Source organism: Tolypothrix sp. PCC 7712, from assembly GCF_025860405.1.
Classification (GTDB): domain Bacteria; phylum Cyanobacteriota; class Cyanobacteriia; order Cyanobacteriales; family Nostocaceae; genus Aulosira; species Aulosira diplosiphon.
In genome coordinates this window covers 2,974,103-2,988,039 of sequence record NZ_CP063785.1, presented here as the reverse complement: position 1 = coordinate 2,988,039, position 13,937 = coordinate 2,974,103, and the positions used below count along the sequence as shown (strand labels likewise).

The 13,937-nt window shown below is 39.8% G+C and carries 11 protein-coding genes; 6 read left to right on the top strand and 5 right to left on the bottom strand.

The window, feature by feature from the left end; genetic code table 11:
* Positions 1 to 738: 738 nt before the first annotated feature.
* From HGR01_RS12275 to HGR01_RS12265, 3 genes are all read right to left on the bottom strand, one after another.
* Positions 739 to 1,857 (bottom strand): amidohydrolase family protein, encoded by a 1,119-nt coding sequence (locus tag HGR01_RS12275; RefSeq protein ID WP_045871688.1) that lies wholly within the window; start codon positions 1,855 to 1,857, stop codon positions 739 to 741.
* A 62-nt stretch (positions 1,858 to 1,919) separates the two neighbouring features.
* Complete coding sequence (locus tag HGR01_RS12270) at positions 1,920 to 2,210, bottom strand: hypothetical protein (protein ID WP_155539387.1); 291 nt, start codon at positions 2,208 to 2,210, stop codon at positions 1,920 to 1,922.
* A gap of 85 nt (positions 2,211 to 2,295) precedes the next feature.
* Positions 2,296 to 3,645, bottom strand: a complete 1,350-nt coding sequence (locus HGR01_RS12265; protein WP_045871690.1) for a glutamine synthetase family protein — start codon at positions 3,643 to 3,645, stop codon at positions 2,296 to 2,298.
* A 407-nt stretch (positions 3,646 to 4,052) separates the two neighbouring features.
* On the opposite strand from HGR01_RS12265, the gene HGR01_RS12260 reads away from it, so the two are divergent.
* From HGR01_RS12260 to HGR01_RS12240, 5 genes are all read left to right on the top strand, one after another.
* Positions 4,053 to 4,703 carry a transaldolase family protein gene (locus HGR01_RS12260; protein ID WP_045871692.1) on the top strand — a complete coding sequence of 217 codons (651 nt, stop codon included), beginning with the start codon at positions 4,053 to 4,055 and terminating at the stop codon, positions 4,701 to 4,703.
* A gap of 878 nt (positions 4,704 to 5,581) precedes the next feature.
* On the top strand, positions 5,582 to 5,788 hold the full coding sequence (locus HGR01_RS12255) for an antitoxin family protein (protein ID WP_045871693.1): 207 nt from the start codon (positions 5,582 to 5,584) through the stop codon (positions 5,786 to 5,788).
* Between the two features lie 16 nt (positions 5,789 to 5,804).
* Complete coding sequence (locus HGR01_RS12250) at positions 5,805 to 6,233, top strand: type II toxin-antitoxin system VapC family toxin (protein WP_045871694.1); 429 nt, start codon at positions 5,805 to 5,807, stop codon at positions 6,231 to 6,233.
* A 46-nt stretch (positions 6,234 to 6,279) separates the two neighbouring features.
* Complete coding sequence (locus HGR01_RS12245) at positions 6,280 to 6,477, top strand: hypothetical protein (RefSeq protein WP_155539389.1); 198 nt, start codon at positions 6,280 to 6,282, stop codon at positions 6,475 to 6,477.
* Positions 6,478 to 6,516: 39 nt separating this feature from the next.
* On the top strand, positions 6,517 to 7,878 hold the full coding sequence (locus tag HGR01_RS12240; protein WP_045871695.1) for an NAD(P)/FAD-dependent oxidoreductase: 1,362 nt from the start codon (positions 6,517 to 6,519) through the stop codon (positions 7,876 to 7,878).
* Positions 7,879 to 7,992: 114 nt separating this feature from the next.
* Here the strand turns inward: HGR01_RS12240 and HGR01_RS12235 are convergent, their stop codons facing one another.
* Positions 7,993 to 9,123: an ATP-binding protein gene (locus HGR01_RS12235; protein WP_045871696.1), complete on the bottom strand. Its 1,131-nt coding sequence runs from the start codon at positions 9,121 to 9,123 to the stop codon at positions 7,993 to 7,995.
* 6 nt (positions 9,124 to 9,129) lie between these two features.
* Positions 9,130 to 11,796, bottom strand: coding sequence for a histidine kinase dimerization/phosphoacceptor domain -containing protein (locus tag HGR01_RS12230; protein WP_045871697.1), 2,667 nt, complete (start codon positions 11,794 to 11,796; stop codon positions 9,130 to 9,132).
* An 850-nt stretch (positions 11,797 to 12,646) separates the two neighbouring features.
* Here HGR01_RS12230 and HGR01_RS12225 point away from each other — a divergent pair.
* The gene (locus tag HGR01_RS12225) at positions 12,647 to 13,933 is read left to right on the top strand and encodes an FAD-binding oxidoreductase (RefSeq protein WP_045871698.1); all 1,287 of its coding nucleotides are present in this window, start codon (positions 12,647 to 12,649) and stop codon (positions 13,931 to 13,933) included.
* Positions 13,934 to 13,937 lie beyond the last annotated feature (4 nt).

Sequence of the window (13,937 nt, the reverse complement as noted above, 5' to 3'; positions counted from 1 at the left end):
AGCATTCCAACTTGGTATGACTTGAAAATACTGTTGAAAGTAGACAGTTGACTGGAAAGATAGCTCTTCATTTCTTGGTTGTGGTATTTTACCTTGGGATATAACTTGTAATTAGGCTAGGAGTAAGATGTTATACCAATTTGAAAAAAGAATGCGACAGATTGTAGGAGTATGGCACGCTGTGCCCTCTAGAATATTATTGATTGATGTGTCGCAAACATTATTTGATTTGGTATCACTGAATTAAAGAAGCCAGAAGAATTGGGGGATTCTCCCCCAAACCCCCGATTGGGTGACGGTTGCGTCCCCCAAACCCCCTCCAAAATGATTGATCTGTTTTTTGTTGAGTAATAAGTAGTTAAACAAAATTAATTACAAAATGTCATTGCGAATGGAGCGGAGCGGAATGAAGCAATCGCAAGGGTTGAGATTGCTTCTCTTCGAGACGCTACGCGTTAAGCGAAGCTATGCCGAAGGCTTTACGCTGCGCTCGCAATGACTGTAATTAATTTTGCGTGGTTACTTACCAATTTGAAAAAAGAATGCGACAAATTGTAGGAGTATGACACGCCGTGCGCTCTAGAATATTATTGATGTGTCGCAAACATTATTTGATTTGGTATTAAATTTGGGGGTTGGAAGATAGTAATTCTTCCTTAAGGGGAAATTGTAAACATAAATTATTCAATTTGTAGACTCATCACTACTATTCCTTTTCTCTGACCCTTGCCCCCTGGCTTATTGATACAGAGATAAGGAATTTTCGCGTAAAATTGCAAGAGCGATCGCTTCTGCTTCTTTCAGAGTAATATCGGTATCTTGAATAGCCTGGGTGAGTACTTCTTGTAATAGCTGGCGACCCCATTTTGCCCCTAAATAATACAATTCGGGAATTGAATGAGCATCAGAGGAATACATCAGTTTGCTAGTTGGCGCTAACTCTAACAATTGCCTGATGGCTTCACGCATTCCCGATACACTTAAAGATGGTATTGCCAAACCATAATCTAAATAAACTTGCGGATAAACAGCAGCTAAATACCCTGCCTCTCGCATGAAGGGATAAGCCGCGTGTAACAATACCAAAGGTGCTTGACGATATTGGGGTAATTCTAAAAGCGATCGCAAATGTAGGGGATTAGCTAATCGTAAATCTAAATCGGGGTCACCAAAACCAGTATGTAACTGCAAGGGTAGCTGATATTTCGCCGCAATTAACAAGGCTTCTTGCAGTAAAAAATCAATCAAAGCTTTATCAACCAGACGCACTGGTTGATTATTGAGTGTTTGTCTAATTTCATCAAAACGAGATGCAGCCACTTCATAAGTTACAGGCTGGACATCTAAACCACTGCGATAACAAACAATACTCTTAAAACCCACAACTCCAGGCGGCGGCGGATCGATTTCGCTGTGGAATCTGGCGAGAAAATCCTCAAAATTGGTAACTTGAGGAATTAGCTGTTCTGCAATTACTTCCAACCGCAGAATTCTACGGACGGTAATTAATTGTTCGTGCCATGACAAAGGTAGGATACTTTCAGTGTCCAATCCATCATCCAAATAAATCGCTTCTAGGTTCCCAGCTTGGAAATAAAGCCGCGTCAGATTTTCTAATCCTAAACTTTCCCGCCGAGCTGCGATCGCACTTTCCTCAGCATCACATTCCAATAAAGCTGCGATTTCTCTGAGACTGCGGCGATAAAAGAATGTGTGGCGCGCATGATGATTAACTATTTCCTCGTCATATCCTTCCGTAAACGCAGCCGCAAACGGATAACGCGCCGCAACTTCCGGCTTAAGTATATTGTGCGCGTGTTGATCAATGAGGGGAATGTCGGTGAGGTTGAGTTGCATGGGGGTTGGGAAATGGGGAAGGGGGAAGGGGGAAGGGGGAATGGGGGAGATAGGAACAATGATTAGGTTTTAAGCGGGGAAATTGGGGTGTTGAGGGTGAAAGTTGTAGCTTTGAACTTGGAGGTTGAGGTGTTGAGGGTGGGGTTTCTACTTTTGAGCTTGAATGTTGAGGTGTTGAGGGTGGAAGTTGCAGCTTTGAACTTGGACTTTGCAGCTTTGAGCTTGAACATTGCGGCTTTTATCTGCAAAGTTGCCGCTTTGAGCCTGAACGTTGCGGCTTTTATCTCCAAAGTTGCGGCTTTAAGCCTGAACATTACACCTTTGATCTGCAAAACTGCACCTTTGAAACCCACATTCCAACCTTAACTCTTAACCTTTGACCCTTGACCTTTGACAAATGCCCCATGCCCCATGCCCTATCCCCCATGCCCACTCTCCTCAATACCTCTCCAATAACAGCTTTACTTCTGCATCTAAGTCCCAATCTTTCATTGCTAGCCATTCGGCTTGACGGACTGCGACAAAGGCTTGCGATAATTGGGGATTTAAAGCATTTAATAAGACGTTATTTTGTCTGAGGTTCTCTAACGCTTCTCCTAAATTTGTGGGTAAGGGGTCAATACCATTGGCTGTGCGCTGTTCGCTGGGTAAATTTCCGGGGTCTTCGTTGACAGGGTTGGCAAGTTCAAGATTGCGTTGTATTCCGTCTAGTCCGGCTGCAATGATTGCGCCTAAAGCTAAGAAAGGATTCGCGGTTGCATCTACAGTTTTGACCTCAAAATGTGTCGGATTGCCAAATTCAGGGTCGCTGGGAACTCGCACAGCCGCTTCGCGGTTATCGATTCCCCAACAACGGAAAGCCCCACTCCAAGTATGAGGACGAATGCGGCGGTAAGAATTGGGACTAGGGGTAGTGATAGCCATCAGTGCTGGCAGATGATGCAGAATACCTGCAATAAAGGCTCTAGCTGTCGGAGACAGACCTGCGGCACCTTGAGCATCGGGTACAATGTTTTCCCCGTCACGCCACAAGCTGAGATGGATGTGACAACCGCTACTCGCTGCTTCAGGAAAGATTTTCGGTAAGAAAGATGCAGTCAAATTGTGCTGACGCGCGATCGCTCTGACGGTTTCTCGAAATACAATTTGGTAGTTAGCGGCACGCAAAGCGTCGGTATAACGCATAGATATTTCCTGCTGACCGGGGCCGGATTCTGGGTAATACTGTTCTACAGGGATTTTTTGAGCAATTAAAGCATCTGCGATCGCATCAATTACCTCCCGATTAATATCCATTGCTTGAGTAGCAGCAAACACCGTGGATTCTGTAGGTACAATGCCCTCAGATGTTTGTCGCAATAGATAAAATTCGTTTTCAAAAGCGGCTTTAACTTCCAATCCTTCACGTTTTGCGGCGGCGATCATCTCCATGAGAAAATGGCGCGGACAAAACGCCCAAGGTTGCCGATCAAGTATCATATTTCCCAGCACACGGGCATGACCAGGGGCGTATGGTAGAGGTGCCAAGCTATCCCAATCTGCAACCAAGCGGATTTCACCCACAGGAGCCAAACCACAATCAGGTGCGATCGCATCATACATTACAGGTATGCCTTGTTCCCCTGCTGATATGCCTACACCATGTTCAAAATAGTGAGAAAGCATCTCTAAATGCACAGCTTTCCCCCGAATGATGTTGGCATTATCACACCAGAGAATGCGGACAAATTTAACACCCGCTTCGTGAAGGGATTTTTTGATTTTCTTAACTGTATAATTTGCTGCCATCGCTCACCCCATCCTGTGGTTCTGCCCACGAAATATATTCACTATATATAAGGTATTGAGATAGAACTGATTTTTGATTTTTGCGAAGCTAGGTATAGCTTTATTTCAGGGAACAGTGCTGAGTTGCAACAGACGCGATTAATCGCGTCTGTACAAGAGTTCTGAATGTCAGCCTTTCCCCAATCCCCAATCCCCAATCCCCATTACCCCTTATCCCCAGAGGGGGCCCCGAGTTCCCCAATCCCCATTACCCCTTATCCCCAGAGGGGGCCCCGAGTTCCCCAGTCCCCAATCCCCAATCCCCAATCCTCAATCCCCAATCCCCAATCCCCAATCCCCAATCCCCAATCCCCAATCCCCAATCAGCTGTAAAATGACAGCGAAATCACCTTTCTTTGGAGCAAAACGTGAGCATTTATCTCGATTCGGCAATTATCGCTGAAGCTCAGGCTGCTAAGGAATTGGGTTGGGTAAAAGGTATCACAACCAACCCAACTCTTTTAGCAAAAAGCGATTTACCAGTAGAGACTACACTCAAACGATTAGCACAGTTAACTACAGGCCCATTGTTTTACCAGCTAATGTCATCCGATTTTGATGAGATGTTAGCAGAAGGGCGGGCGGCTTTTGGAATTATTGGTCAGCAAACTATATTAAAAATTCCTGCAGCATTAGTTGGTTTTCAGGTTGTTGCAGCATTACAGGGGGAAATTCCCTGTGCGGTGACAGGAATTTATAGTGCAGCGCAAGCCGCAATAGCCAAAGAAGCGGGTGCAAAATATGCGATCGCCTATGTTAATCGAGCTACTAAACTTTTAGGTGATGGCATAGCCTTAGTGCAGCAAATGGCTAATGTGGTCAAAGGTAGCGATACAAAAATTATGGCGGCTAGTATTAAATCTCCAGAAGAAGCAGTAGCTTCCCTCCAAGCGGGTGCAAATTCTCTCACTCTACCATTGGCAATGCTGCAAAATATGACCAATCACGAGCTATCACTGCAAACCATCGATGAATTTGCCAAACATGGCCGTGGTATTTGGGTATCTTGCAAGATTTGACAAAAAATTTTGGATTTTGGATGTTCAATTCTCCAAAATGGCTGACTGTTCTCTGACTAAAAATTTTTGGGTATTTGTATATTAAAAAATTGACCAAAGAAACGATAAACAATGAAGTTAAAATTGGCACAAGCCTTTGCAAAAAAATCCAGCTTTCCCTGATTCCTACCCTAACCATCAATGGCTAGGGTAATACCAAATCAAATAATGTATGCGACATATCAATAATATTCTAGAGGGCAGGGCAATGCCCCATTGGTGTCAACTTAAGCTAAAAGCTATATAGGGTGAGCGTTGTACAAATACCTCGCGCCCTCATCCCCTAACCCCTTCTCCCGCAGGAGAAGGGGAACTAAATCTCTTACTCCCCTCTCCGTGTGGGAGCTACGGTGTACACACAAGTACTCTCCGCATACGTTTCAGGGATTTCAAGCCCCTGAAATCGTCATTGCGAGGAGGAACGACGAAGCAATCGCTTGGTGCTGGGATTGCTTCTCTTCGAGACGCTACGCGAACGCTTCGCTCGCAATGACAGGTTTTGAGCGATTTTTATCTGAGTTTAAAACTCCCTTCCAGGTAGGATTTCAAGACTTCTGTGTACACCGTAGCCGTGTGGGAGAGGGGCTGGGGGTGAGGGCAAAACCTTGCAACCAAGCTGGTTTCACATTAAGTTGACACCAATGGTAATGCCCATGCCCCTACAATCTGTCGCATTCTTTTTTCAAATTGGTATAAAATTTCCCCTTTCACCCTTCCCCTTTCCCCTTTCCCCTTTCCCCTTTCCCCTTTCACCCTTCCCCTTTCCCCCTTCCCCCTTCACCCTTCCCCCTTCAGTACACAACCAGACTAGGATATAATTGCAGCGCTTTGGGAAAATCATGGCAGATAAAATCACAGCCGTATTTGATGGCAGAGTATTCTATCCTATTGAACCGATCGCATTACCAAACAATACTCGTGTGCGGTTGAGTATCGAAATTTTACCGCCTGAGAAGCAGGAAAGTGTATCATTCTTGCAGACCGCGCGATCGCTGAATCTTTCAGGGCCGACTGATTGGTCTACCAACATCGACAAATATTTATAAGGTTCAGAAATTCAGCATGAAGTCTGAAGTCTTTCTTGATACAACATTTGCGATCGCCTTATCTGCACCGCAAGATAAATTACATAGACGTGCTGTGCATCTCGCAGAAATTTTAGAAACCGCCGGTACACGCTTGGTAACTACCCAAGCTGTGATGCTAGAAATCGGCAATCTCCTATGCAAACAGCCATTTCGTCATGGTGCAGTTACCTTATTAAATGCCCTAGCAGCAGACTCGAAAGTTGCAATTGTACCGTTATCTCCAGAACTTTACGATAGAGCTTTTCAACTATATTGCGATCGCTCCGAAAAAGAATGGAGCTTTGTTGATTGCGTATCTTTTATTGTCATGCAATACGGCGGAATTACCGAAGCCTTAACCGCCAACGAACATTTTCAGCAAGCCGGATTCCGCGCCTTATTGCGAGAAGAAATGGGAGATTGAGCGATTGGGAGATGAGGAGATGAGGTAGATGAGGGAGATGAGGGAGATGAGGGAGATGAGGGGGCAAGGAGAAATAACAAACACCAATTACCAATTACCAATTACTAATTACCAATGCCCAATGCCCAATGCCCCATGCCCCATGCCCCATGCCCCAAATTGTATATTTCCTAACTTTCTCCATTTTTTAATCTGTGCCAAGCGAACAGAAAGGATTTTGCCAATTTTGTTACTAATTTCTTAATAATCGTTACACCAGTCGTAACACTAGGAAATATTTCTTATGGCAAATTCGCTTGACAATAACCCACCACATGAAGTAGTTATCGTTGGCGGTGGTTTTGGGGGACTGTACGCGGCAAAAGCACTTGCTAAGGCTTCGGTGAACGTTACACTCATTGATAAGCGGAACTTTCATTTGTTTCAACCACTGCTGTACCAAGTGGCTACAGGTACTTTGTCACCTGCTGATATTTCCTCACCATTGCGATCGGTGTTGAGTAAAAGCAAAAATACACAAGTATTATTGGGATCTGTTGATGATATCGATCCTCAAGCTCAGAAAGTTTTAGTAGATGGTGAAGCCATACCCTACGATACGTTAATTGTGGCTACTGGTGCGAAGCATTCCTATTTTGGTAAGGATGACTGGGAAGAATTTGCACCAGGGTTAAAGACTGTAGAAGATGCAGTAGAAATGCGTCGGCGGATTTTCAAGGCTTTTGAAGCCGCCGAAAGAGAAAGCGATCCCGTCAAACGCCGTGCTTGGTTAACTTTCGTGATTGTGGGTGGTGGCCCTACAGGAGTAGAATTAGCAGGTGCGATCGCAGAGTTAGCTTACAAAACTCTCAAAGAAGATTTTCGCAAAATCGACACCTCAGAAACCCGGATTTTGCTATTAGAAGGTTTGGATCGCATCCTCCCACCTTTTGCACCAGAATTATCCCAAGCCGCAGAAAAATCTCTCAAAGAATTAGGTGTAATTGTTCAAACAAAAACTTTGGTAACGAATATTGAAAATGATATTGTTACCATCAAACAAGGCGATGATAAACGAGAAATTGCTTCCAAAACTATATTATGGGCAGCAGGTGTCAAAGCATCGCCAATGGGTAAAGTTTTAGCAGAACATACAGGTGCTGAACTTGATCGTGCGGGTAGGGTGATTGTTGAACCAAACTTAAGTATTAAAGGATATGACAATATTTTTGTTGTGGGTGATTTAGCCAATTTCTCTCATCAAGATGGGAAACCTTTACCAGGTGTAGCACCAGTAGCCAAGCAAGAAGGAGAATATGTAGCTCAATTAATTGAACAAAGGCTACAAGGTCATACTTTGCCACAATTTAATTACAATCATCAAGGTAGTTTAGCTATCATTGGACAAAATACTGCTGTTGTAGATTTAGGTTTTATCAAACTCAGAGGTTTCTTTGCCTGGCTATTTTGGCTCATAGTGCACATATACTTTTTAATCGAGTTTGACAATAAACTAATAGTCATGATTCAGTGGGCATGGAATTACATTACCCAAAATCGCAGAGCGAGATTGATTACAGGTGCAGAATCACTAATCGCAACTAAATTTGGCGATAAACCTACTTATTATTCGTCAGACAAAATTAGAGATACAGTCAACGTCTAAAGATTCTCTCCCAACAGTAGGGTGTGTGATGCCATAATATTTAGCTTCAGGCATCACGCACCATCATAAAATCTCGTAGAATATGACAAATGACTAATGACTAATGACTAATGACTAATTATTAATAGGCAAATTCACAATAAATGTTGTACCAATTCCCGGCTTACTAGCAAAGGAAATATTACCACCGTGTAAATCAATGTAATATTTTACAATTGCTAACCCTAAGCCATTGCCAGGAATATTTCCGACATTACTACCTCTATGAAAAGAATTAAATAAATTTTCTTGATCCGCTTCAGGAATGCCAATACCTTCATCTTGTATCCGGAAAATAACTTCTCCCGAGACGTAAAAAACATCAAAACTAATTGTTCCACCTAAAGGTGAGTATTTGATAGCATTAGCAAGCAAATTACTCAGAATATGATATAGCATCTTTGCATCTAATTTAATTAGATGGGAATCTGGCATCGAGAGATTATTGTGTATATTTGCTAATCTACCATGAACAGTAAATATAATCTTGTGGTTCTCACTAGCATTCAATTGGATATCTTGTAATAAATCTTGGCAGAAATCTTCTAAATCTATAGGTGCTGGATTAAATTGTAATTTTTCGGGTTCATCTTTGCTGATCAGTAAAACATCAGTTAATAAATTATCTAGATGTTTTACTGATTTTTGAATATGGCTAATATATTCATGTCTTTTTTCATCATTCGCGTGCAAACTATAATCTGATAATAATTCAGTACAAGTTAAAATATTATTTAAAGGATTACGAAATTCATGACTAACCATCGAAACAAATTTGTTTTTAATGGCTCTATTTTCTTTTTCTTTTTCTAATGCTTCACGCATTACCACTTCTATTTGATGTTTGTTTAAAGCAATTTCAATGGTGGTAATTAATTGAGTTTCTTCAAATGGTTTAAGTATGTAACCAAAAGGTTGTGTAGTTTTAGCTTTTTGTAAGTGAGTTTGGTCTGAATATGCAGTTAAATAAATGACAGGAATATTGAAAAGATGACCAATTTCAGCAGCAGCTTCTATGCCACTCATATCACCTTTAAGCATGACATCCATTAAAATTAAATCTGGATGTATTTCTGCGGCTTTTTCAACTGCTTGTTTGCCATGAGCAGCAATTGCAGGAACAATATACCCAGCTTTTTCTAAACAACTTTTGATGTCACAAGCAATAATTATTTCATCTTCAACTACCAAAATTTTTTCTTGCATAACATTCTACCTTTGTTCGCTAAAAGTAATTGTAAATGAAGTCCCTAAAGATGCATTAAATGTAATCGTTCCTTGTAACTGTTCAACCAAACTCCAAACTAATTGCAGCCCAAGAGATTGATTTTTATAAACTTCTATATCCTGAGATAGTCCCACACCGTTATCACTAATATTTAAGAAGTATTGATTTCTAGTTGTTTGTAACATTTCTATGTAAATATCCCCCTCTCGATTTTCAGGAAAGGCATATTTTATAGAGTTAGAAACCAACTCATTAATAATTAGCCCACAAGAAATAGCGGTATCAATTTTGAGAAAAATTTTATCTATTTTTAAGTGGCTTTTGATATTTATTTTTATACCGTAAGAACGCAATAAATTATTCACTAAACTTCTTAAATAATCAGAGAAGTTAATTTTTGATAAATTATTTGATTGATATAAATTCTCATGGATTATTGCCATAGCTCTGACACGATTATGGCTATCTTGGAACAGCTCACAGGCTTGCTCATCATTAATATATCTAGATTGAAGACGTAATAAACTAGAAATGATTTGCAAATTATTCTTGACGCGATGGTGAATTTCTTTCAATAAAATATCTTTTTCTTTCAGAGACACCTTAAGTTTGTTTTCTGCTTGTGTACGAGCAGTAATATCAGTATTAGAACCAGCTAGAAAACAGATATTCTCTTGAGGATCTCGCAGTAGTGTACCTCGGCTTAAAAACCATATACAACTACCATCTTTTTTCACCATTCGGTGTTCAATTTCGTATTTTAGAGTTAAACCTGCTAAATATGTGTATACTGCATTTTTGACCGATTCCACATCATCATGATGCACAAATTTTAGCCAATCATCAAAATATTTAGGAATTTCTGCTTCTGGATAACCAAGCATAGTTTTTAAATTGGGATCTATGTAAATTTCATTGGTTTTAATATTCCATTCCCATATGCCAACTTTCCCAGCACTAATAGCTCTCATATATCTTTCTTCGCTAATGCGTAAGGCTTGCTCTACTCGCAGCCTTTCTAAAGCATTACCAATAATTTCACCAACCATTCTCAGCATAATAATGCTATCTTCTGTCCAGGTTTTTGCAGCTTTTACGGAATCAAATTCCAGATAACCAATTAATAAACCACTACATACTATAGGCACCATAATGAGTGATTGAATAGTGTGAGTATTAACTGCAATAGCTAAATCATCAATATGAGGAATGTGAATAGTTTCAAAATTACTGAGTTTGTCTCGTCCCCAAGATAAAACAACATTGCTAATATCCTGCAAATTATAAATTTGCCCTTCTAAGGATTCTGCAAACCATTCATAGGTATTGCTATCTGCAAATACAAATACATAAGCACGATCAACATTTGTAATTTCACCAATCAACTGTAATGCTTGATGGATACCATTCTCAATTTCATTAGGTGCAAGATTGATAAAATGTGTAGATATAGCAGTAGTTAGTTTTTCAAATTCTACTCGATATCGTAAAGCTTCTTCAATTCGCTGGCGTTCGCTAATCTCTAGCACCAAGCGTTTATTGATATCTTGTAATTCTTTAGTTCTTTCTGCTACGCGAATTTCTAATTCTGCTTTAGCTTTTTGTAATGCTTCTTGTACTTGCTTACTTTCAGTGATATTGCGAATGATGGCGATAATTTGTTGCTGCGTTGAAGGTAAAATTCTGGCTTCAAAGCTTTCGTCTCTACCAGCAATACATAATAAATATTCAATAGTAACAATGGCTGCATTTTTCTGTGAATTCAGAATTGCAGTCATAAATTTATTAGCAACATTTGGAGGAAAAACATCTTGCACTCTCCTCCCCAAAAAAAATTCTGGTACTACATACAAGTCTGAGTTATTTTTAGCGTAATAACTGAGGATAGTGCCATCGCGATCAATACGAAAATATACATCGGGAAAGGCTTGAAAAATTTCTTGTAAGTCAGAAGTTGTTTGCAGCAATTGCACCTCTGTAGCAATGCGATCGCTGATTTCTCGCTTTAAATTTTTATTGGCTTTAATTAACTCTGCAGTTGCTTGATTAACTCGTCGTTCAGATGCTGTTTCAGCATTTTGTAATGCTATCTCTAAAGAACGGCGCTGGACTATTTCTAATTGTAAATCTTCTCGCGTTCTCACAAGTTCTTTTTGTAAACCCACTGCTAAACTTTCTGGGGTAATAATTCCTAATAATTGCCCAATATCATTAACAATAGGTAAATTACGCATGTTATATTGCTGCATGAGCGGCAATATATTGTTAACATCAAAATCTGGCTCTAAAGTAATTAAAGGTTTTTGCATGACTTCGGCAATCTTCATAGTGGCTAAATTCAAGCCAGAAGTCATCAGCCGGATCAGATTTAAAATAGTGAGTATACCTAATAAATGTGATTTATCTACTACATATACACAATCAACCGATAAATTCAGGTTAAGGTGCTGTGCATTTTGAGGAATGGATTGTTCTGCAGCTACTTTTAGCTGGGGATGAGAGGTATATAAACTGGAGTCAGTCACAAATATACCTTTTTCCATGCCAATGTCTTGCCTAATTTGCTCCATATAACTGATAATTTTTTCAACTGGAGTATCAGGAGCAAAAGTTACAATAGATTCTATAATTGCATAGTCTGATAGTGGCATATTGGTATTTAATAATGATTAAATTCATGTATTTGTAGCGAGCAAATCATTACTAGAAATATTAGTGATGAATAATATCAATTAACCAAATGTAATTAATCGGCTATTAATTACAAATTAGTAGAAGATAATTTTTCAAAAGCAAATATATTCAGGTCAACCAATTTTGGGGTTACTATTTATCCTATGCCTTGATTTCGGCTTCAAATTAGAGTTTCAGAAGTGCAAATTGTTATTAAGTCAAACCAAATTTTTATATCAATCAAAAATTTTATATTTTGTCTTCTCAACTCAAAATATAAAATTTAAACTACGCTGATTGTCAGGAGAAAAACTAAAAAATCTTAAGAGTTTGGGTAAAACCCATTGATGAACTATGATTTTGAAATCGATTCTAGGGCTGAAATATTTTCAGCATTCCCAACCAAGATTACACAAATACAGAAAATAACGAGAGAATGTTGACTGGTACAATGCTATACATAATTTTTCATGACCTCAAATTTTGCTGTTATATGAGTAGATAAGTGGTATCACAAATAACTTGACTGTGATTCTATTGTAAAAAATTAATAACATTGCTACCCTGATAATTAAATCTCCAATTGATCCCCTCTGTTTATCTATATGACAAAATATAGATAAAAAGTGACAATTTGCTGTAGCCAGCTTAAGTCATAAATATTATCTTTACTTCCGTAATATTGCTTAAAATAATCTCTAAGGATAAGTAATATTAGTAACAAATTATCTAAACTTTTGTAGTGTAAGCATAGGCACCACTTTTAACTGAGCACTTTTTTAGTGAGTTTAGCCAGTAAATTAGAAGTAGGACGTAAAAAATAAACTGATGAATGCGATCGCTTCTTGTCTGGCATCTATCGTCAATGCAGAAAATGCTGTTTACTTTTGGGAAAATATATCACCCACACTTCAAGAATCAATCCAAAAGGCAATTATTGGGGGAAAATCTCCCAGTTGTCTTGTCTATCCTCATACCCAAGAACAACTAGCGGCGATAATTGCCGAAGCACACCGTAAAAATTGGCGTATCCTTCCCTGCGGTAGTGCTAGTAAACTAGGCTGGGGTGGTTTAGCTCAAAATATTGATGTGCTTGTCAGTACAGAACGCATCAATCGCTTAATTGAACATGCTGTTGGCGATTTGACGGTAACAGTAGAAGCGGGCATGAAATTTTCTCAACTTCAAGGTATTTTGGCTAATTATCGGCAATTTCTCGCCCTTGACCCCACTGCAGCAGATTTGGCAACCATTGGTGGTATCGTTGCTACAGCGAATACAGGTTCTCTTAGACAACGTTATGGTAGTGTACGCGACCAGTTGTTAGGTATTACCTTTGTCCGTGCTGATGGCGAAATTGCTAAAGCTGGGGGAAGAGTTGTCAAAAATGTGGCTGGATATGACCTGATGAAGTTATTTACTGGGTCTTATGGCACATTGGGAATTATTACTCAAGTTACCTTTCGGGTTTATCCTCAGCAACAGACATCAGCGACAGTAGTATTAACTGGTACAGAGGCGGCGATATCACAAGCTGCTGCTACTTTGAGAGGTTCTGCCTTAACACCAACCCAAGCTGATTTATTATCTACTAAACTAGTTGATAGTTTAGAATTAGGTAAAGGATTAGGCTTAATTGCCCGGTTCCAAAGTATTAGTGAGAGTGTCAAAGAACAGGCGAATAGATTATTAGAAGTTGGGCAAAAGTTGGGATTGGCGGGAGTAATTTATCAAGGAAAGGAAGAGGCTGATTTATGGCAGAGATTGCCAGAACAAATGCACTCTGCTGCTCTTAATTTACCAATTACCTGCAAAATAGGAGTATTACCTAACGCGGCTGTAGAAGTTCTCAGTCGAGTAGAAATGGGGTTGATTCATATTAGTAGTGGCTTGGGAGTATTGTCCTTAGATAGCCAAAAGCGAGTTTTGCAAATACGTGATATTTGTCAAAATTATGGCGGGTTTCTTTCGATTTTGGCTGCACCAAATACGGTGAAAGAAAAATTGGATGTTTGGGGATATACGGGTAATGCTGTGGAGTTGATGAGACGGATTAAAGCACAGTTTGATCACAAAAATATTTTAAGTCCTGGTCGGTTTGTTGGGGGAATTTAGGGAT